The sequence below is a fragment of the Xylophilus sp. GOD-11R genome (assembly GCF_033546935.1).
Lineage (GTDB): Bacteria > Pseudomonadota > Gammaproteobacteria > Burkholderiales > Burkholderiaceae_C > Xylophilus.
Genome location: NZ_CP137854.1, coordinates 219,009 through 237,814 on the forward strand (window position 1 = coordinate 219,009; position 18,806 = coordinate 237,814).

The 18,806-nt window shown below is 67.3% G+C and carries 18 protein-coding genes and 4 tRNA genes; 17 read left to right on the plus strand and 5 right to left on the minus strand.

From position 1 onward, the window contains the following. Window positions 1–196: 196 nt before the first annotated feature. Together R9X41_RS01030 and R9X41_RS01035 are read left to right on the plus strand one after the other, a co-directional pair. The gene (locus R9X41_RS01030; protein ID WP_318633054.1) at window positions 197–790 is read left to right on the plus strand and encodes a regulatory sequestration protein YfiR; all 594 of its coding nucleotides are present in this window, start codon (window positions 197–199) and stop codon (window positions 788–790) included. Beyond that, window positions 790–2,019, plus strand: a complete 1,230-nt coding sequence (locus R9X41_RS01035) for a diguanylate cyclase DgcN/YfiN (protein WP_318633055.1) — start codon at window positions 790–792, stop codon at window positions 2,017–2,019. Before R9X41_RS01030 ends, R9X41_RS01035 begins: the two co-directional genes overlap by 1 nt. 12 nt (window positions 2,020–2,031) lie before the next feature. Here the strand turns inward: R9X41_RS01035 and R9X41_RS01040 are convergent, their stop codons facing one another. Together R9X41_RS01040 and apaG are read right to left on the minus strand one after the other, a co-directional pair. Then, complete coding sequence (locus R9X41_RS01040; RefSeq protein ID WP_318633056.1) at window positions 2,032–4,185, minus strand: transporter-like protein TlpB; 2,154 nt, start codon at window positions 4,183–4,185, stop codon at window positions 2,032–2,034. An 11-nt stretch (window positions 4,186–4,196) separates the two neighbouring features. After that, window positions 4,197–4,595: a Co2+/Mg2+ efflux facilitator ApaG/CorD gene (gene apaG, locus R9X41_RS01045; protein WP_318633057.1), complete on the minus strand. Its 399-nt coding sequence runs from the start codon at window positions 4,593–4,595 to the stop codon at window positions 4,197–4,199. A 101-nt stretch (window positions 4,596–4,696) separates the two neighbouring features. Between apaG and rpe the strand changes: the two genes are divergently transcribed. Then, on the plus strand, window positions 4,697–5,386 hold the full coding sequence (gene rpe / locus R9X41_RS01050; protein WP_318633058.1) for a ribulose-phosphate 3-epimerase: 690 nt from the start codon (window positions 4,697–4,699) through the stop codon (window positions 5,384–5,386). 423 nt (window positions 5,387–5,809) lie between these two features. Next, entirely contained in the window at window positions 5,810–7,987 is a 2,178-nt protein-coding gene (locus R9X41_RS01055; RefSeq protein WP_318633059.1) for a catalase, read from the plus strand. Between the two features lie 72 nt (window positions 7,988–8,059). Here the strand turns inward: R9X41_RS01055 and R9X41_RS01060 are convergent, their stop codons facing one another. Further along, window positions 8,060–8,326: a hypothetical protein gene (locus R9X41_RS01060; RefSeq protein WP_318633060.1), complete on the minus strand. Its 267-nt coding sequence runs from the start codon at window positions 8,324–8,326 to the stop codon at window positions 8,060–8,062. A 15-nt stretch (window positions 8,327–8,341) separates the two neighbouring features. Next, window positions 8,342–8,827, minus strand: a complete 486-nt coding sequence (locus tag R9X41_RS01065; protein ID WP_318633061.1) for a hypothetical protein — start codon at window positions 8,825–8,827, stop codon at window positions 8,342–8,344. A 169-nt stretch (window positions 8,828–8,996) separates the two neighbouring features. Between R9X41_RS01065 and gph the strand changes: the two genes are divergently transcribed. The 6 genes from gph to R9X41_RS01095 all read left to right on the plus strand — a co-directional run bounded on the left by gph (window position 8,997) and on the right by R9X41_RS01095 (window position 14,639). Then, a complete protein-coding gene (gene gph, locus R9X41_RS01070) occupies window positions 8,997–9,692 on the plus strand; it encodes a phosphoglycolate phosphatase (protein ID WP_318633062.1) in 696 nt (231 codons plus the stop codon). A gap of 256 nt (window positions 9,693–9,948) precedes the next feature. Beyond that, entirely contained in the window at window positions 9,949–11,466 is a 1,518-nt protein-coding gene (gene trpE / locus R9X41_RS01075; protein ID WP_318635119.1) for an anthranilate synthase component I, read from the plus strand. A 5-nt stretch (window positions 11,467–11,471) separates the two neighbouring features. Then, window positions 11,472–12,050 carry an aminodeoxychorismate/anthranilate synthase component II gene (locus R9X41_RS01080; RefSeq protein WP_318633063.1) on the plus strand — a complete coding sequence of 193 codons (579 nt, stop codon included), beginning with the start codon at window positions 11,472–11,474 and terminating at the stop codon, window positions 12,048–12,050. Between the two features lie 14 nt (window positions 12,051–12,064). Next, window positions 12,065–13,114: an anthranilate phosphoribosyltransferase gene (trpD, locus tag R9X41_RS01085; RefSeq protein WP_318633064.1), complete on the plus strand. Its 1,050-nt coding sequence runs from the start codon at window positions 12,065–12,067 to the stop codon at window positions 13,112–13,114. Then, complete coding sequence (gene trpC / locus R9X41_RS01090; protein WP_318633065.1) at window positions 13,111–13,905, plus strand: indole-3-glycerol phosphate synthase TrpC; 795 nt, start codon at window positions 13,111–13,113, stop codon at window positions 13,903–13,905. Before trpD ends, trpC begins: the two co-directional genes overlap by 4 nt. 8 nt (window positions 13,906–13,913) lie before the next feature. Further along, window positions 13,914–14,639: a uracil-DNA glycosylase gene (locus R9X41_RS01095; RefSeq protein ID WP_318633066.1), complete on the plus strand. Its 726-nt coding sequence runs from the start codon at window positions 13,914–13,916 to the stop codon at window positions 14,637–14,639. Here R9X41_RS01095 and R9X41_RS01100 read toward each other — a convergent pair. Next, on the minus strand, window positions 14,618–15,718 hold the full coding sequence (locus R9X41_RS01100; RefSeq protein WP_318633067.1) for a patatin-like phospholipase family protein: 1,101 nt from the start codon (window positions 15,716–15,718) through the stop codon (window positions 14,618–14,620). The two genes, R9X41_RS01095 and R9X41_RS01100, sit on opposite strands and share 22 nt — an antisense overlap. Before the next feature lie 119 nt (window positions 15,719–15,837). Here R9X41_RS01100 and R9X41_RS01105 point away from each other — a divergent pair. The 7 genes from R9X41_RS01105 (at window position 15,838) to nusG (ending at window position 18,676) form a co-directional block, all read left to right on the plus strand. Continuing rightward, window positions 15,838–15,923 (plus strand) — tRNA-Tyr (locus R9X41_RS01105). A gap of 65 nt (window positions 15,924–15,988) precedes the next feature. Next, window positions 15,989–16,062, plus strand: a tRNA-Gly gene (locus R9X41_RS01110). A 74-nt stretch (window positions 16,063–16,136) separates the two neighbouring features. Then, window positions 16,137–16,211, plus strand: a tRNA-Thr gene (locus R9X41_RS01115). A gap of 75 nt (window positions 16,212–16,286) precedes the next feature. Then, the gene (tuf, locus tag R9X41_RS01120) at window positions 16,287–17,477 is read left to right on the plus strand and encodes an elongation factor Tu (protein ID WP_318632579.1); all 1,191 of its coding nucleotides are present in this window, start codon (window positions 16,287–16,289) and stop codon (window positions 17,475–17,477) included. 13 nt (window positions 17,478–17,490) lie between these two features. Further along, window positions 17,491–17,566, plus strand: a tRNA-Trp gene (locus tag R9X41_RS01125). A gap of 112 nt (window positions 17,567–17,678) precedes the next feature. Continuing rightward, window positions 17,679–18,062 carry a preprotein translocase subunit SecE gene (gene secE / locus R9X41_RS01130; RefSeq protein WP_318633068.1) on the plus strand — a complete coding sequence of 128 codons (384 nt, stop codon included), beginning with the start codon at window positions 17,679–17,681 and terminating at the stop codon, window positions 18,060–18,062. After that, window positions 18,062–18,676, plus strand: a complete 615-nt coding sequence (gene nusG / locus R9X41_RS01135) for a transcription termination/antitermination protein NusG (RefSeq protein ID WP_412556650.1) — start codon at window positions 18,062–18,064, stop codon at window positions 18,674–18,676. Before secE ends, nusG begins: the two co-directional genes overlap by 1 nt. Window positions 18,677–18,806 lie beyond the last annotated feature (130 nt).

Genomic DNA, 18,806 nt, shown 5'->3' on the forward strand with positions numbered 1-18,806 from the left:
GGGCGACAACCGATAGCGGGCGCCCGGTGCGACACGCGCCGAGACGTTGCAAGGCACGCGTGGAAGGTCCACGGACAGGAGAAAAGAACGGGGCTGCGAAGGCGACGATGAGCGGCGCCGCACTTTAACGCGAGCCGCCTGTCGCAGGGCGGTACGGGGGCTTGGGGTTTCTATCGACGAAAGGCTCGCTTTTTCGATGCAGCGACGGATCGCCGCGATTTCCTGGAGCAGGCCCCGGCCGGGGCGGCTGGCGGCGTCGTGCGTGGTGTTCTGGCTCGCCGGGTCGATCTGGCCGGCGTTCTGCGTCGCCCAGCCCGCAACAACAGCGCCGGTCGACGTCTCCACTGCCCACGCGGTGGCGCGCACCACCTTCGGCATCGTCAGTTTCGCGCGCTGGCCGGGCGACCCGCCGCAGGTGCGGCTGTGCGTGATCGGCGTCACCCGCTTTGCCGCCGTGCTGCTGGAAACCCGCGATCCGGCGCGCTCGGGCGGCCGTCGGGTGTCGGTGCGGCAACGTGCACCGGTCGATGCGGCCTCCGACTGCGACGCGCTCTACATCGGCGAGCTGCCGGACGCCGACCTGCGCCAGGTGTCGCGCCGCATCGCCGGACGGCCGGAGCTGACCATCGGCGAGCGCCTGGAGCGTTGCGGGCAGGGCAGCGTGTTCTGCCTCGACATCCAATTGGCGCGCGTCGATTTTCGGGTCGACCCCGAGGCGCTGGCGCGCAGCGGCGTGCGGGTGCATCCGGCGCTGCTGCAGCTCGGCCGGCGACGCGAGGCCCGGCGGTGATGCCCGAACTCGCCGCCGCCACCGTCGAGCCGCCGCGCCCGCCGCTGCAGAGCGTGCTGCGCAGCGCCATGCTCGGCATGGTGCTGCGCTCGGTGCTGCTGGCCGGTTGCCTGATGACGCTGCTCGGCGGCTTGATGCTGCGCGGCCAGGCGGCGGCCGAGCTGCAGCTGGTGGCGCGCTCGGTCGGCTATTCGCTCGAGGCGGCGGTGGTGTTCGAGGACGAGCTCGCTGCCGCCGAGGCGCTGGAGATGATCGCCGGCGCCGAAGACGTGGCGCAAGCCTGGGTGTACGACCAGCGCGGCCGCGAGCTGGTGCGCTGGAGCCGCGATGCCGGCGAGCGCTGGCCGGCACTGCGGCCATGGCTGGCGCGCCTGCTCCTGCCGCCGCAGGTCGATGTGCCGGTGCGACACGGCAGCGAGACCATCGGCCGGGTGGTGCTGCGTGGCGCCGGCGGCGGGCTGCTGGCTTTCGTGGGCGGCGGCCTGGTCGCGGTGGCGGCGTCGATGCTGCTGAGCGCGCTGGCGTCGGCCTCGGCCATCCGCCGCGTGCTGCGCAACATCCTGGCGCCGCTGCGGGAGATCGCGGCGGTGGCGCGCGCAGGCCGCGTGGAGCGCAGCCTCGACCGCCGGGTGCCGCCGGCGCGCATCGCCGAATTCCACGCGCTCGGGCAAGACGTGAACGCGCTGCTGGCCGAGCTGCAATCGCGCCACCAGGGCCTGCAGCGCGAAAACGCCCATCTGGCGCACCGCGCCACCACCGACGCGCTGACCGGCCTGCACAACCGCGCGGTGTTCGAGCAGGCGCTGGCCGAAGCGATTGCCGCGGCCGGCGCCGACGGCGCGCGGCTGGCGGTGCTGTTCCTGGACGCCGACCGCTTCAAGCAGATCAACGACGGCCTGGGCCATGCGGCCGGCGACCAGGTGCTGGTGGCGATCGCCGGCCGCATCCGCCGCCAGGTGCGCGACGGCGACGTGGTGGCGCGGCTGGGTGGCGACGAGTTCGCGGTGCTGCTGCGTCGGCTGACCGGGGCGCAGGACGCGGTGCGCATCGCCTCGGCCATCGAGGCCGGCATGGCCGAGCCGGTGGCGCTGGCCGGCGGCGGGATGGTGGCGGCCTCGCTCAGCATCGGCCTGGCGGTGTTCCCCGACGAGGCCGACGACGCGTCGGGCCTGCTGCGGGCGGCCGATGCGTCGATGTACCGGCGCAAACGCGCCCGCGACCGGGGTTGAAGTCGTGCCGGATCAGTGCGGGTCGATGCGCTCGGCGGGCGCGGTCTTGCGGGGCGGCGCGGGCTCGGTGGCCGGGGGCGGTTCCGTGGTGGCCGCCTCTGGCACGGACGGTGCTGCCGGCGGCAGGGTTTCCGTGGCGGCCGGCACCGGTGCGGCACTGCTCTTGTCACGCCCCAGCGGCAGGAAGAAGGTGAGCGGCCGACGCAGCAGCCGACGCCAGATCGCGCCCCGGATCCGTGCCCGCGCCGGGCTGCCCACGTTCTGCGCGCGCAGGGCCAGCTGGAAGGCGAGGGCGAAGCTCACCGTCAGGTTGAGGGCGCCGATCAGCGGAATCGCGGCGATGCACATCCAGAACGCCGGCATGTGCACGCTGGCCAGTCCGTAGGTGACGGCCGCGCCGGCGATCTGGCCGGTGGACAGGGTCACGTGGCGAGCTTCCAGTCCAACTCCGACGAATGCCAGCAGCGGCGGCACCATGCCCAGCATCACGCCCAGCGAGATGTTGGAGGCGAAGCCCGAGATGTGCTCGCGCATGAAGTGCGCCCAACGCGCCGCGCGCGCCTGGCCCAGCACCCGGATGATGGCCGGGTTGAAGCGCATCGCCGATTCCAGGTGGTGCAGCACGAACCAGTTCTCGGCCCATCCGGCGATGATGCTGGCGGCGAACAGCAGCACGCCGGTGAAGGCGGCGAAGAACATGGTCGGCCCCAACACGTTGAGCGAGGCCAGCGTGTGCGCGGCCTCGGCGGGCCGCACCAGCGGCTGTCCGCTCACCGCCTGGATCGACCAGGCCAGCACCAGCATCACCGGAAAAACCGTCAGCACGTTGCCCAGCACCGCCGCCACCTGCGACCGCACCAGGTGCGTGACCTCATCGACGAAGCGCTCGACACCGGCCTGGTTCTCGATCTGCCGCAAACGCGCCGCCATGGCCGGCGCGGTCATCGCCGGCTGCTTGGTGGCCAGGGTGCAGTGCAGCAACTGGATCAGCACGAAGCTGCCGGCATACAGCACGCTCGACCATACCCCGCCCCAGAACGCCGACAGCCCGAGCAGCACGAGGCAAAACTTGCCGATGACGGTGCCGGCGGTCAGCACACCGCCGCCGGCGGCCTGACGCAGCATGCGGCGGTAGGAATCGGCGTCGCGGGTGATGTAGTGCTCGCCGGTCTCGGCACTGCGTTCGGCCACCTTGGCGGCCAGCAACGAGGAGTTGGCCGCGACCAGCGCGCGCACGCTGCGCCGCTCCTGCCCGACCAGCACCAGCCGCGCCAGCAGGCGCGCGGCGGCCTGCGGCGGGCTCTCTGACAACACGCAATCGAGCAGTTCGCGAATGCGCAGAAGCCGTGCGCGCAACTGCCGCAGGCGGAACACCAGCCCGACCGAAATTCCGTTTTCTTCGAGGTGGGCGTAGACACTGTTGGCCGCTTGCCGGCAGGCGTCGAGCCGTTCGCGCAACTGGTGCACCGCGGCGGCCAGGGCCTCGCCGTCACGGGGGCGGCGCAGTACCTCCATGCGCAGCCATTCGACATCCATCATCACGCCCTGGAACGGCCGCGCCAGCCGCGCGGCGTCGCCCATGCGCAGCCGCAGTTCGGGCGAGAAGCCCGTCGCGACGACCTGGCCGGCGCAGTAGGTGATGGCGTCGAGCAGCGTGTGCTGCCAGGGCGAGGCCACGACGACCGGCACCGCCGTGCCGCCGTCGAGGCGCGCCAGATCGGGCGGCGACAGCAGGTCGGCGATGCGGGCGAGCTGGTGCTGGTCGAGCGCGGCGATCCACTGCGCGTCGAAAGCCTCCGGCAGCGCCAGCGGAAACAGCTCGGCGGAATCGACCGTCTCGGGGCTTGCCGGCAGCAGCTTGCGGCGCATGCGGTCGGCGAATTCGCTGAAGAAGGCGGTGCGCGGAGCAAAGCCGAAATCGGCCAGCAGCGGAGTGGCGTCGACCGATTCCACCAGTTCATGCCACCAGAGCGCCAGCCGAAGCCGTGCACTCGGCTGGGTGGCCAGGGCGTCGAGCAGCAACTGCACCCGGCTGACAGCGGCTTGAGGATTGCTGCTCTTGCCGCGAATCCATTCGAAAAGACCGATCAGCCAGAGATGGCGGTCGGCCAGGGGCGCCTGCGGATCGATGGTGTCGAGCAGGCTTTGAAGATCACGCTTGGACATCGATAGTCGAATCAGTGCAGCACCCGGGGGCCGTCGGTGCCGGCGGGGGCGTCGGCTTCGAGCACGAAGAGCGGAATCGGCACCTCGAAGCGATGGGCGTCCTCGGCCACGCAGAAATACGTGCCGTGCATGGTGCCGCTGGAGGCGCGCAGCTGGCAGCCGCTGGTATAGCGGAACGATTCGCCCGGCTGCAGCAGCGGCTGCTGGCCGACCACGCCGAGGCCCTTGACCTCTTCGGAGCGGCCCTGGGTGTCGCGAATGATCCAGTGGCGCGCGATGAGCTGCGCCGGTATGTCCCCGGTGTTGGTGATGGTGATGGTGTAGGCGAACCCGTAGAGCTGGTCTTCGGGCGCGGAGCGGTCGGGGAGATACTGCGGCGCGACGGCCACGGTGAACTGGTAGTTCGGCATCCGGCGATATTAGTCCGAGCTTTTGCGCGCCGGTGCTTCCGGAAGTCAGCCGCCTGCGCCGGCCGATACGTGCGGCGAGACTCCTGCGAGAATCGCGACCCATGAGCGCCGACCGACCCTACCGCATCGCCCCCTCCATCCTGTCCGCCGACTTCGCCCGGCTGGGCGAGGAAGTCTCCAACGTCGTCGCCGCCGGCGCCGACTGGATCCATTTCGACGTGATGGACAACCATTACGTGCCCAACCTCACCTTCGGTCCGATGGTCTGCCAGGCGCTCAAGCCGCACGCCAAGACGCCCGCCGGCGTGCCGGTGCCGATCGACGTGCACTTGATGGTCAAGCCGGTGGAGGCGCTGGCGGCCGCTTTCGCCGACGCCGGTGCCGACCTGATCAGCTTCCACCCGGAGGCCAGCGAGCACGTGCACCGCAGCGTGCAGGCCATCCGCTCGCGTGGCGTGAAGGCCGGGCTGGTGTTCAACCCCGCGACGCCGCTCGACGTGCTCGACTGGACGATCGAGGAACTCGACCTGATCCTGATCATGAGCGTCAACCCGGGCTTCGGCGGCCAGAGCTTCATCGACTCGGCGCTGCGCAAGATCGAAGCGGTGCGCAAACGCATCGAGGCCAGTGGCAAGGACATCCGCCTGGAAGTCGACGGCGGCATCAAGCCCGACAACATCGCCCGTGTCGCCGGCGCCGGCGCCGACACCTTCGTGGCGGGCAGCGCGATCTTCGGCAAACCCGACTACAAGGCGGTGATCGACTCGATGCGCGCCGCGCTCCGGTCCTGAGTCCAGACCCGCGAAAAGCCGCGCCGACGCCGGCGCGCGCGACTGTGGGACCTCGCTGACAGGTCCCGCCCCCGATTCCCCACAGCCCCCGGATGTTTCAGGCTACGGGGTGCTGCTGTACCCGTCGTTAACCTCTTTTCGGCTGGCCGGAATGCATTCGATGCGTCTGACGGTCAGCCAAAAAAAGACGGTAACGAAGCGGATCGGCATACGGGGGAACCAGCCATGGATTGGGTTTTGTGGAGTGTCGCGGGCTTGATGGGCGTCATTGCCCTGACCGCCTTCGTCAACGCTCTCGAGAACTGCTTCGACTACTGACATCGAGCGGCCCGTGCGCGCGGCCCTCGAAGTCCGCGCGCACGGGCTCTCACCCGCATGAAGGCGGCGCCCGATGCGGCGCCGCATCCAAGGAATCGAGACACCATGGTGCAATCCAGGAACAGCGCGCGCGGCAAGACCAAGACGGTGGCGAGCGCTGCCGACAAGGTCCAGCAATTACAGGCCTACGTGGACGAGCCGGCCCAGCTGCTCACCACCAACCAGGGCCTGCAGATTCCCGACAACCATAACTCATTGAAAGCCGGCCTGCGCGGCCCGACCTTGCTAGAGGATTTCATCCTCCGCGAGAAGATCACCCACTTCGACCACGAACGCATTCCAGAACGCGTGGTGCATGCGCGCGGCGCGGCGGCGCACGGGCATTTTCAGGTCTACAAGGCGCTGTCGGAATACACGACCGCCCAGTTCCTGAACGACACCGAGGCACGTACGCCGGTGTTCGTGCGTTTCTCCACCGTCGCCGGCTCGCGCGGCTCGGCCGACACCGCGCGCGACGTGCGCGGCTTCGCGGTGAAGTTCTATACCCAGGAAGGTAACTACGACCTGGTCGGCAACAACATGCCGGTGTTTTTCATCCAGGACGCGATCAAATTTCCGGACCTGATCCACGCGGTCAAGCCCGAGCCGCACAACGAGATCCCGCAAGCCGCCAGCGCGCACGACACCTTCTGGGATTTCGCCTCGCTCATGCCCGAAACCACCCACATGCTGATGTGGGCGATGAGCGATCGTGCCCTGCCGCGCAGCTACCGCATGATGGAAGGCTTTGGCGTACACACCTTCCGCATGGTCAACGGACGCGGCGAATCGCACTTCGTCAAGTTCCACTGGAAACCCAAGCTCGGCGTGCACGGTCTGGCCTGGGACGAGGCGCAGAAGATCTCCGGCAAGGATCCGGACTTCCACCGTCGCGACCTCTGGGAGTCGATCGAGAAGGGCCACTTCCCGGAATGGGAGCTGGGCCTGCAGATCATGTCTCAGGACAAGGCATCGTCGCTGGGCTTCGACGTGCTCGACGCCACCAAGCTGATTCCCGAAGAGATGGTGCCGGTGATCCCGGTCGGCAAGCTCGTGCTCGACCGCAATCCGGACAACTACTTCGCCGAAACCGAGCAGGTGGCCTTTCACCCGGGTCACCTCGTGCCGGGTATCGACTTCACCAGCGACCCGCTGCTGCAGGGGCGGCTGTTCTCGTACACCGACACCCAGCTGTCGCGCCTGGGCGGGCCCAACTTCCACGAGATTCCGATCAACCGCGGCGTCTGTCCGGTGCACAACTTCCAGCGCGACGGCATGCATCGCCAGACCATCGGGCGTGGTCAGGTGTCCTACGAGCCGAACTCGCTGGCCGCCGGCGCCGAGTTTCGGGTGGATGGTGGCCTGCAGGGTTTTCACAGCCAGCCCGACGACACGGTGGAGCCACCCAAGGTGCGCCGTCGCAGCCCGAGCTTCGACGACCATTTCAGCCAGGCGACGCTGTTCTGGAACAGCATGACGCCCGCGGAAAAAGAGCACATCGTGGCCGCCTTCCGTTTCGAGCTGGGCAAGGTTGCGACGGTGGCGGTGCGCCAGCGCATGGTCAACAACCTCGCGCATGTCGACGCACGACTGGCCAAGCGCGTCGCGGCGAACCTCGGCATCGAGCCGCCGGACGCCAAGGCGGCAACCGGCCAGGCGGGTTTTCGCAATGTGCGCTTCGAGTTGCCGATCGAGCAATCGGCCGCGCTCAGCATGGCGCCGCGCCCGGACAAGGGTGGCATCCACACACGCAAGGTGGCGATCCTGGCCGCAGACGGCGTTGACGTGGTGTCGCTGCGGCCGGTGCAGCAGGCGCTGACCGATGCCGGGGCCGAATGCATGGTGCTCGCGTCGCACCTGGGGGCGGTTGCCACATCCGGTGGGCGGCGCCTGGAGGTCGTCGCCACCGTCAAGGCGATGCCTTCGGTCATGTTTGACGCGGTCATCGTCGCCGGCGGGCGCGAGAGTGCGGACGCGCTGGCCAAGATGGGTGACGCGGTGCATTTCGTGCTGGAAGCCTACAAGCATTGCAAGCCAGTTTGCGCGATCGGGGAGGGCGTTGCACTGCTGTCGCTGCTCGGCATTTCGGCCGGGACGGGCAAGGGCGGGCTAGTCAATCATCCGGGCGTGGTGCTGGGCGAGAGCGGATCGGAAGCGGGGCCGCAGACGGCGCAGGAACTGATCGCGGCGATGCTGGTACATCGGCACTGGGATCGGCCGGACATCGAGTCGGTTCCCGCCTGAGTCGGCAACTCGGCTGCACAAAAAAAGGCCCCGCATGCGGGGCCTTCATTGTGCCGATCGACTTGTCATCGGTCAGCGTTTTCGGTCGGGGTCCGGGGTGCCCTGGCGCACCTTGTCGTAGACCTGGTCCATGACCGGCCCCTTGTCGGTGTCCTGCTTGCCGGAGGCCGCGTCCTTTGCCGCCGCCCGGCTGACGCCGTTGGTCGACTGGCCCCCGGTCTGGCTGTCGGCAGAGGTGTCGTGCTCGTTGGGCGTGCGCGGCACCTGGCCGTCGTCGGAATGCTCACGCGCCGAGCGGGTCTCGCCTTTTTCTTTTTCGTTGGTCGATGGAGTCTGCATGGTGGTCGACCTTGCTCAGATGTCCATCGGGTACTGGCGCTGAGCGCGTTCCCAGGCGGCGCGGGTGGCGGGGCGTGCTTCGTCCCAGGACAGCTTGGACTCGCCACGGCGGCTGTCCCAGGTGTCGCGCAATTCGGCGTCGTAGGCGTCGAAGTCACGTTTGCGGTCACCAGCACCCCAGCCTTCGTAGCCGGCGCGGTAGGCGGGGGCGTAGTCGTCGTAGCCCAGGCCGTCGGTGTAGTAGGGCTCGCCGACGTATGCGTCGCGCCAGTAGGCGTCTTCAGCGGTCGGGTTGACGGCTTCGGCCGCGCCCTTGCCGGCCAGGCCGCCCACCACCGCGCCGATGACGGTACCGACCGCCACGCCGACCGGGCCGCCGGCCAGGCCCAGCGCCGCGCCGGTGATCGCACCGCCGCCGGCGCCGATGCCGGTGCCGATGGGGTGTGCGCCCGGCTCGTCGCTGATCGGGTCGCGGTTCAGGGATTCTTCACGTGCAGCCATGATGGATGTCCTTTCCTTTGGTGTTGAGAAGGGGCGGCCGAAATGCGTGTCGCGGCGCGTCCCACCGAAACATGCTGGGCGGCATCCATTCAGGCCTTGGTAGGACGGCAGTGCCGCGCCCTGTAGGAAGGTCCGGGCCGGAAGGCAAGGCCCCATTAGCATCCGGGCCATGACCACGAACGTTCCCGCATCCCCTGCCCGCCGCTTCGACGCGGCCATCGTCGACCTCGACGGCACCATGGTCGACACGCTCGGTGACTTCGAGCAGGCGCTTGGCGCCACGCTCGAGGAGCTCGGCGGACAGCGCCTGCCGCTTTCGGCGGTGGCCTTGCTGGTCGGCAAGGGCTCCGAACATCTGGTGCGGTCCGCCTTGCCGCTCGCGGGGCTGCCGGACGCCGATCCGGCCGATGCATTGGCGCGGTATTTCAGGCACTACGACACGGTCAACGGCCAGTACTCGAACGTGTTTCCCGGGGTGCGCGAAGGTCTGCAGGCCTTGCGCGATGCCGGGCTGCGCCTGGCCTGCCTGACCAACAAACCCCTGGCCTTCGCGCGCGGCCTGCTGGAATCCAATGGCCTTTTGGTGCATTTCGACCACGTCTTCGGCGGTGACAGCTTCGCCGCGAAAAAGCCCGATCCGCTGCCGATGCGCGAAACCTGTCGCGCGCTCGGCAGCACACCCGAACGCACCCTGGCCATCGGCGATTCACGCAACGACGCGCAGGCGGCCGCGGGCGCCGGCTGCTCGGTCGCGCTCGTCGGCTACGGCTACAACCACGGCGAGCCGATCGGCGCCGTACCGGCCGACTTCCACCTCGACTCGCTCGCCGACCTGGCGCCGCTGCTGGCGAGCCCGACGGCCTGACCCCACTGCTACACTCGAAGCCATGTTCGTCCACCGCACATTACGTACAGGTCTCGCGGACCGGGGAGCCTGGCCCTGGCGCCGGCCGTACGTCGCCGTTTGCGCGTGACAGCCGGCTGACGCCGGCAGCGGCAGCCCACTGCCCGGCGCGCGATGCGGTTCCTCCACCGCCCCCTCAAAAGACGAACCCCGGCCGACGGCCGCGCCCCCGCAGCGCGCCGCGAATACGCCGGGACCCATGCTGGAGAAATTCCTGGTGATCACCGAAGTCGAATTCAAGGGCCTTGCGCAGCAGGGCTACAACCGCATCCCGCTGGTGGCCGAGGCCTTCGCGGATCTCGAGACCCCGCTCTCGCTCTATCTCAAGCTCGCCCACGTGCAGGACGGCGGCCGCAACAGCTTCCTGCTGGAGTCGGTCGTCGGCGGCGAGCGGTTCGGCCGCTACAGCATCATCGGCCTGCCGGCCCGCACGCTGGTGCGCGCCAGCGGCTTCGGCGCCGACGCGCTCACCGAGGTGGTGACCGACGACGAAGTGGTCGAGACCGCGCGCGGCAATCCGCTCGATTTCATCGCCGCCTACCAAGGCCGATTCAAGGCCGCGGTGCGCTCGGGCCTGCCGCGTTTCTGCGGCGGCCTGGCCGGCTATTTCGGTTACGACGCGGTCCGCTACATCGAGAAGAAGCTCGAGAACTCCTGCCCGCCCGACACCCTGGGCTGCCCGGACATCCTGCTGCTGCAATGCGAGGAACTGGCGGTCATCGACAACCTGTCGGGCAAGCTGCACCTCATCGTCTACGCCGACACCGCACGCCCCGGCGCGTTCGACGCGGCCAAGGCGCGGCTCGAGGTGTTGCGTGAACGGCTGCGCCAGCCGGTGGCGGCGCCGGAGATCCGGCCGTCGCAGAGCCACCCCTCGCAACGCGGCTTCGACAAGGCCGACTACATCGCGGCGGTGGAGCGCGCCAAGGAGCTGATCGCCGCCGGCGACTTCATGCAGGTGCAGGTCGGCCAGCGCATCGAGAAGCGCTTCACCGAATCGCCGCTGTCGCTCTACCGGGCGCTGCGCATGCTCAATCCCTCGCCCTACATGTACTTCTATCACCTGGGTGCGGGCGGCGAGGGCGGCGACTTCCACGTCGTCGGTGCGTCGCCCGAGATCCTGGTGCGCCAGGAGCGTACCGACGAGGGCCAGAAGATCACCATCCGGCCGCTCGCCGGCACCCGGCCGCGCGGCACCACGCCGGAAGCCGACCACGCCGCCGAGATCGAACTGGTGAACGACCCCAAGGAGCGCGCCGAGCACGTCATGCTGATCGACCTGGCGCGCAACGACATCGGCCGCATCGCCAAGCCGGGTTCGGTGAAGGTGACCGAAGCCTTCGCCGTGGAGCGCTACAGCCACGTGATGCACATCGTGAGCAACGTCGAAGGTGTGCTGCAGGACGGCATGACCGCGATGAACGTGCTCAAGGCCACCTTCCCGGCCGGCACGCTCAGCGGCGCGCCCAAGGTGCATGCGATGGAACTCATCGACCAGCTCGAGCCGGTCAAGCGCGGCCTGTACGGCGGCGCGGTCGGCTACATCAGCTACGGCGGCGACATGGACGTGGCCATCGCGATCCGCACCGGGCTCATCAAGGACCAGGTGCTCTATGTGCAGGCGGCCGCCGGCGTGGTCGCCGACTCGGTGCCCGAGCTGGAATGGAAGGAAACCGAAGCCAAGGCCCGTGCGCTGCTGCGCGCGGCGGAGCTGGTCGAGGAAGGACTGGAGTGAGCGACATGAAACTCTTGATGATCGACAACTATGACAGCTTCACCTTCAACATCGTCCAGTACTTCGGTGAACTGGGCGCCGAGGTGGAGGTGTTCCGCAACGACGAGATCACCGTCGACGGCGTGGCCGAGCGCATCGCCGCCGGCGTCGACCGGCTGGTGGTATCGCCCGGACCCTGTTCGCCAGCGGAAGCAGGCATTTCGGTGGCCGCGATCCAGACCTTCGCCGGCCGCCTGCCCATCCTGGGCGTGTGCCTGGGCCACCAGGCGATCGGCGCGGCCTTCGGCGGCCGCATCGTGCGGGCGCAGCAGCTGATGCACGGCAAGACCAGCGAGATCACCACCACCCGAAAGGGCGTGTTCTCCGACCTGCCGGAGCGCTTCACCGTCAACCGCTACCACTCGCTGGCCATCGAAAAGAGCGCGCCGCCGCAGGTGCTGGACGTCACCGCCTGGACCGACGACGGCGAGATCATGGGCGTGCGCCACAAGACCCTGCCGATCGAGGGCGTGCAGTTCCACCCCGAATCCATCCTGACCGAGCACGGCCACGCCATGCTCAAGAACTTCCTCGACGGCAAGTGAGCCCGGACACCGACATGCCTATCACGCCCCAGGAAGCGCTGCAGCGCACCATCGAGCACCGCGAGATCTTCCACGACGAAATGCTGCACCTGATGCGGCTGATCATGGGCGGAGAGATGTCGCCGGCCATGACCGCCGCCATCGTCACCGGCTTGCGCGTGAAGAAGGAAACCATTGGCGAGATCACCGCCGCGGCGCAGGTGATGCGCGAGTTCTCGACCAAGGTCGAGGTGGCCGACACCACGCATCTGGTCGACATTGTCGGCACCGGCGGCGATGGCTCGCACACCTTCAACATTTCCACCTGCACCATGTTCGTGGCGGCAGCTGCCGGCGCGCGCGTCAGCAAGCACGGCGGCCGCAGCGTGAGCAGCAAAAGCGGCAGCGCCGACGTGCTCGACGCGCTGGGCGTGGACATCAACCTGCCGCCTGAGGCCATCGCCCGCTGCATCGCCGAGGTCGGCATCGGCTTCATGTTCGCGCCCAACCACCATCCGGCGATGAAGAACGTGGCGCCGGTGCGCAAGGAACTCGGCGTGCGGACCATCTTCAACATCCTCGGGCCGCTTACCAACCCGGCCGGCGCGCCCAACATCCTGATGGGCGTGTTCCACGCCGATCTGGTCGGCATCCAGGTGCGCGCGTTGCAGCGGCTGGGCGCGAAGCACGCGCTGGTGGTGTACGGCAAGGACGGCATGGACGAGGTCAGCCTCGGTGCCGGCACCCTGGTCGGTGAACTCAAGGACGGCGTCGTCACCGAATACGAGATCCATCCGGAAGACTTCGGTCTGGCCATGGCCGGCAGCCGCGCCTTGAAGGTTGCAACACCCGAAGAGTCGATGGCGCTGCTGCGGGGCGTGCTCGACGGCGACGCCGGCCCGGCGCGCGACATCGTCCTGCTCAATGCGGCCGCCGCGCTCTACGCGGCCGATGTCGTCCCCTCCATCGAAGCGGGGCTGGCGCGTGCCCGCTCCGCCATCGACTCCGGCGCTGCCCGCGCCAGGCTCCAGCAATTCGTCGAAACCACGCAGGCGCTGGGCGCCGCATCGAAAGCCAGCGCATGAGCGACATCCTGCAGAAGATCATCGAAGTCAAACACACGGAAATCGCCACTGCGCAGAAGAAGCTGCCGCTGGCCGCCATGCGCGCCGACGCCGAAAGCCGCGTGCTGACGCGCGATTTCGTCGGCGCGCTGCGCCAACGCATCGCCCAGGGCGACCCGGCGGTCATCGCCGAAGTGAAGAAGGCGAGCCCGTCCAAAGGCGTGATCCGCGCCGACTTCATCCCGGCCGACATCGCGCAGAGCTACGCCGAGGGCGGCGCGGCCTGCCTGTCGGTGCTGACGGACAAGCAGTTCTTCCAGGGCAGCGTCGACTACCTGAAGCAGGCCCGCGCCTCCGTCGGCCTGCCGGTGCTGCGCAAGGACTTCATGGTCGACCCCTATCAGATCTATGAATCCCGCGCGATGGGCGCCGACTGCATCCTGCTGATCGCCGCCGCGCTGGACGACGCGCGCATGGCCGAGCTCGAGGCCATCGCGGTGAGCCTCGACATGGCCGTGCTGGTGGAAGTGCACGATCGCGAGGAACTGCACCGCGCGCTCAAGCTGCGCACGCCGCTGCTCGGCATCAACAACCGCAATCTGCGCACCTTCGAGGTCACGCTCGACACCACGCTGCAGCTGATGGAAGACGTGCCCGCCGACCGCCTGCTGGTCACCGAATCCGGCATTCTGGGCACGGCGGATGTCGAACGCATGCGCGCGGCGGGTGTGCATGCGTTCCTGGTGGGCGAGGCTTTCATGCGCGCCGAGGAGCCGGGCCAAGCGCTGGCCGATCTTTTCTTTCCCGAGTGAGCGCGGCCTTGGCGGCTGATCAACTGGCCAGCGCCGATCCGGCCGACTGGCCGGTGGCCGACGGCTGGAAGCCGCTGGTCGACGGTTTCTTCGGCGGCGCGGCCGGGCAGAAGCTGCTGGCCTTTCTGACGACGCGGCTCGCGGCGGGCGCCACCGTCTTTCCGCCCCAGCCGCTGCGCGCGCTGGAACTCACGCCTCCCGAGCAGGTGCGCGTGGTCATCCTCGGCCAGGACCCGTACCACGGGCGCGGCCAGGCCGAAGGGCTGGCGTTCTCGGTCGCGCCGGGTGTGGCGCTGCCGCCCTCGCTGCGCAATATCTTCAAGGAACTGCAGCGCGACATGGGCCTGCCTCCGCCCGCGTTTCCCGTGCCCGGCGGCAGCCTCGTCAAATGGGCGCGCCACGGCGTGCTGCTGCTCAACACCTGCCTGACGGTGGAAGAGGCTCAGCCGGCCAGCCACGCCGGCAAGGGCTGGGAACTGCTGACCGATGCCGTGATCCGGCAGGTCGCCCAGGGCGATCATCCGGCGGTGTTCATGCTTTGGGGTTCGCATGCGCAAGGCAAGCGCGTGCTGATCGACAGCCAGCGGCACCTGGTGCTGACCTCCAACCATCCCTCGCCGCTGTCGGCGCTGCGGCCACCCGTGCCTTTCATCGGCAACGGCCACTTCTCGCAGGCCCGCGCCTGGCGCGAGCGCTACGGCAAGCCCGGCGATCAGGCCATGCTGCCGACGTAGTCGCGCCGGATGTCGATGGTGCTCTCGCTGCCGAGGGCATCGAAGTGGCGATTCATCCACCGCGCGGCGGCAGACCGGCCTTCGGTGAACAGCCGATCCATCATGGCTGCATCCGCCGACAACTTGCTGGAGGCCGACAGCTCCTGCATCGCCTTGCCGCCGTCGATGCGATGCAGCCGCACGCGTTTGTAGCCCGAGGCTTCCACCAGCGCGCCGCGGGCGATCAGCCGGTTGATGAAGTCGATGCTTCGCATCTGTGCCAACAGGCTCGAATTGAAATTGAGCTCCGTCACCCGTTCCTGGATGTCCTGTGCGTTCTGCGGAATCGGTTCGCGCGACAGCGGATTGAGCTGCACCAGCACGATGTCGCGGCTATCGCAGGTATCGATCAACGGCCCGAGCGGCGGGTTCGATGAAAAGCCGCCGTCCCAGTAATGCTCGCCGTCGATCTCCACCGCCTGGAACATCTGCGGCAGGCAGGCCGACGCCATCAGCGCGTCCAGGCTCAGCCGTCGACCCTTGAAGATGTGGGCGCGGCCGGTGCGGATCTGCGTGGCGGACACGAAGACCTTGGGCAGCTGCAGTCGGCCGATCGATTCGAAATCGATCTCGTCCTGCAGCAGTTTGCGCAGCGGATTGAAACCCAGCGGATTCGACTGGTAGGGCGACATCCATCGGCCGAGCACACCGTTGAAGGCATTGCCCGCGTCGGTGTTCCAGCCGCCGGTCATCAGCCGCGCGATGCCTTGCGCCATCGAACTCAGGCTGCCGAGCCCGGCGACGCCGCGCCAGACGCGCGCAAGCGTGTCGCGTGCCAACTGACGGCGACCTTCGGCGGTCGGGCCGCCGTTGGCGAAACCATGGGCCACCGCCACCGCATTGACCGCTCCGGCACTGGCGCCACTGATGCCGGAAAAATCGAGCCGGTGGTCTTCCAGCAGGGCATCGAGAACGCCCCAGGTGAAAGCGCCGTGCGAGCCGCCGCCTTGCAGCGCGAGACTGATCGTTCGAGGACCTTCCGGCAGCGTGGTGGCCGGTGCCTCCAAGGTGTCGATGGCCATGGTTTTTTCTGTGGTCATGGACGCACTCCCTGATCATGTTGCAGTGCAGCATTGTGCGCTGCGGAACAGCTCCGCGCAAAAATCCACCCAGGGTATTGAAAACCGTCGCAAAAGCTCGCTATACTCTGAGGCTCGCCGGAGGGGTGCCCGAGTGGCTAAAGGGGGCAGACTGTAAATCTGTTGGCTTACGCCTACGCTGGTTCGAATCCAGCCTCCTCCACCAGCGAAACGAATTGAGTGGTGCGAACGAATCGATCGCCGAAACCGGGTTGAAAAGCCCGGATGCAAGCGGGAGTAGTTCAATGGTAGAACCCCAGCCTTCCAAGCTGATGACGCGGGTTCGATTCCCGTCTCCCGCTCCATCGTTCGTTTTGCAGGTGTCGTTAGATCTGGCGATGTGTTGATTTCAGTGAAGTTCGTTCAGGCGAGCATCGCTGCCCTTGTGGCTCAGTGGTAGAGCACTCCCTTGGTAAGGGAGAGGTCGTGGGTCCGATTCCCGCCAAGGGCACCAAATTGATGGCGCCATCCTTCGGGGTGGCGCCCATTCCTGTTGTTTTGGATTTGAGATTTTTTTCGGAGTCGAAAAATGGCAAAAGGAAAATTCGAACGGACCAAGCCGCACGTCAACGTGGGCACCATCGGCCACGTCGACCACGGCAAGACCACGCTGACGGCTGCGATCGCGACCGTTCTGTCGAAGAAGTTCGGCGGTGAAGCCAAGGCGTACGACCAGATCGACGCGGCTCCGGAAGAAAAGGCCCGCGGCATCACCATCAACACCGCGCACGTCGAATACGAGACGGCCAACCGCCACTATGCCCACGTGGACTGCCCCGGCCACGCCGACTACGTCAAGAACATGATCACCGGCGCCGCCCAGATGGACGGCGCGATCCTGGTGTGCTCGGCCGCCGACGGCCCGATGCCCCAGACCCGTGAGCACATCCTGCTGGCCCGCCAGGTGGGCGTGCCCTACATCATCGTCTTCCTGAACAAGTGCGACATGGTCGACGACGCCGAACTGCTCGAGCTCGTCGAGATGGAAGTGCGCGAACTGCTCGACAAGTACGATTTCCCCGGCGACGACACCCCCATCATCCACGGCTCGGCCAAGCTCGCTCTCGAAGGCGACGCTGGCAAGCTGGGTGAGGAAGCCATCATGGCCCTGGCCAACGCCCTGGACACCTACATCCCCACGCCCGAGCGTGCGGTCGACGGCGCATTCCTGATGCCCGTGGAAGACGTGTTCTCGATCTCTGGCCGCGGCACCGTGGTGACCGGCCGTATCGAGCGCGGCATCATCAAGGTCGGCGAGGAAATCGAGATCGTCGGTATCCGCGACCTGCAGAAGACCACCGTGACCGGCGTGGAAATGTTCCGCAAGCTGCTCGACCAGGGTCAGGCAGGCGACAACGTCGGCCTGCTGCTGCGCGGCACCAAGCGTGAAGACGTCGAGCGTGGCCAGGTGCTGTCCAAGCCGAACTCGATCAAGCCGCACACGCACTTCACCGCCGAGGTGTACGTGCTGTCGAAGGACGAGGGCGGCCGCCACACGCCGTTCTTCAACAACTACCGTCCGCAGTTCTACTTCCGCACGACCGACGTGACCGGCGCCATCGAGCTGCCGGCCGACAAGGAAATGGTCATGCCCGGCGACAACGTGTCGATCACCGTCAAGCTGATCAACCCCATCGCCATGGAAGAAGGCCTGCGCTTCGCCATCCGTGAAGGCGGCAAGACCGTCGGCGCCGGCGTCGTCGCCAAGATCATCGCCTGATTTGTAGTTACGGAGGGGTATAGCTCAATTGGCAGAGCGTCGGTCTCCAAAACCGAAGGTTGTAGGTTCGATTCCTACTGCCCCTGCCACCGAAAGGTGGTAACCCAAGCCCGTCAGGATCTGACGGGCTTCGGCGTCTCCAGGGTCACTTTGTGATCTCGGGGTTGCTCTTCTCGATGCATAGCAGGAAACCTCAGCCACATGGCGACCTCCCAAGTTGAAACTGTCAGCACCGGTGCGGACAAGGCGAAGATCGGCCTTTCCGTATTTTTGGTGCTGGCTGCGCTGACGGCGTTCTATGTCCTCTCGCGCCAGGGCGCGCTGGTGCAGTGGGCCGCGTTGCTGGTCGGTCTGGCGGTCGCCGCCGGGCTGTTCTTCACCGCCGAGAGCGGCAAGCAATTGATCGCCTTCGGTCAGGACTCCTGGCGTGAAGTTCGCAAGGTCGTCTGGCCGGCGCGCAAGGAAGCGATTCAGATCACTGCCTATGTGTTCGGCTTCGTCGTGGTCATGGCGCTGTTCCTGTGGGTGACCGACAAAACGCTGGAATGGGTCTTCTACGACCTGTTGCTGGGCTGGAGAAAATAATGGTCGACACCGTGGAAAACACCTCTGGCGAAGAACTGGTGCCCGAAGGCGCCAATGCGGTTCCTGCCGCGCCGACCAATCCGGACCTGCGCTGGTACATCGTTCATGCCTACTCGGGCATGGAGAAGGCGGTCGAGCGCAACATCATCGAGCGCATCACCCGCGCCGGCATGGAAACCAAGTTCGGTCGCATCCTGGTGCCGACCGAGGAAGTCGTCGAAGTCAAGAACGGGCAGCGCCGCACCACCGAACGTCGCCTGTTCCCGGGTTACGTCTTCGTCGAGATGGTGATGGACGACGAGTCCTGGCATCTGGTCAAGCACACCAACAAGGTGACCGGCTTCGTGGGCGGCGCCAAGAACCGTCCGGCCCCCATCTCCGAGGACGAAGTTCAGAAGATCGTCAGCCAGATGCAGGAAGGCACCGAGAAGCCGCGCCACAAGGTGGAGTTCATCGTCGGCGAGCTGGTGCGCGTCAAGGAAGGCCCCTTCACCGACTTCAACGGTTCGGTCGAGGAAGTCAACTACGAGAAGAGCAAGGTCCGTGTCTCGGTCACGATCTTCGGTCGTGCCACGCCGGTCGAGCTCGAGTTCGGCCAGGTCGAGAAGACCTGAAGGCTTCGGCCTAATCTTTGGTTGCAGGCGCATTTTTCGACTCGGTGCCTGCGACGTCGCAAGAAGAGTCGTTCAACCCCCGGGGAGCCCGGCGTCCTGATGGACCGCCGAGCGTCATGACCCGCAAGGA

Bases quoted from the DNA above. Each gene is read 5' to 3' on its own strand.
- trpD (WP_318633064.1), top strand. From the start codon at position 12,065: ATGCCTATCACGCCCCAGGAAGCGCTGCAGCGCACCATCGAGCACCGC.
- gph (WP_318633062.1), top strand. From the start codon at position 8,997: ATGACCACGAACGTTCCCGCATCCCCTGCCCGCCGCTTCGACGCGGCC.
- secE (WP_318633068.1), top strand. From the start codon at position 17,679: ATGGCGACCTCCCAAGTTGAAACTGTCAGCACCGGTGCGGACAAGGCG.
- R9X41_RS01060 (WP_318633060.1), bottom strand. From the start codon at position 8,326: ATGCAGACTCCATCGACCAACGAAAAAGAAAAAGGCGAGACCCGCTCG.
- rpe (WP_318633058.1), top strand. From the start codon at position 4,697: ATGAGCGCCGACCGACCCTACCGCATCGCCCCCTCCATCCTGTCCGCC.
- tuf (WP_318632579.1), top strand. From the start codon at position 16,287: ATGGCAAAAGGAAAATTCGAACGGACCAAGCCGCACGTCAACGTGGGC.
- R9X41_RS01065 (WP_318633061.1), bottom strand. From the start codon at position 8,827: ATGGCTGCACGTGAAGAATCCCTGAACCGCGACCCGATCAGCGACGAG.
- R9X41_RS01040 (WP_318633056.1), bottom strand. From the start codon at position 4,185: ATGTCCAAGCGTGATCTTCAAAGCCTGCTCGACACCATCGATCCGCAG.
- R9X41_RS01030 (WP_318633054.1), top strand. From the start codon at position 197: ATGCAGCGACGGATCGCCGCGATTTCCTGGAGCAGGCCCCGGCCGGGG.
- R9X41_RS01055 (WP_318633059.1), top strand. From the start codon at position 5,810: ATGGTGCAATCCAGGAACAGCGCGCGCGGCAAGACCAAGACGGTGGCG.
- R9X41_RS01080 (WP_318633063.1), top strand. From the start codon at position 11,472: ATGAAACTCTTGATGATCGACAACTATGACAGCTTCACCTTCAACATC.
- R9X41_RS01100 (WP_318633067.1), bottom strand. From the start codon at position 15,718: ATGACCACAGAAAAAACCATGGCCATCGACACCTTGGAGGCACCGGCC.
- nusG (WP_412556650.1), top strand. From the start codon at position 18,062: ATGGTCGACACCGTGGAAAACACCTCTGGCGAAGAACTGGTGCCCGAA.
- trpC (WP_318633065.1), top strand. From the start codon at position 13,111: ATGAGCGACATCCTGCAGAAGATCATCGAAGTCAAACACACGGAAATC.
- apaG (WP_318633057.1), bottom strand. From the start codon at position 4,595: ATGCCGAACTACCAGTTCACCGTGGCCGTCGCGCCGCAGTATCTCCCC.
- R9X41_RS01035 (WP_318633055.1), top strand. From the start codon at position 790: ATGCCCGAACTCGCCGCCGCCACCGTCGAGCCGCCGCGCCCGCCGCTG.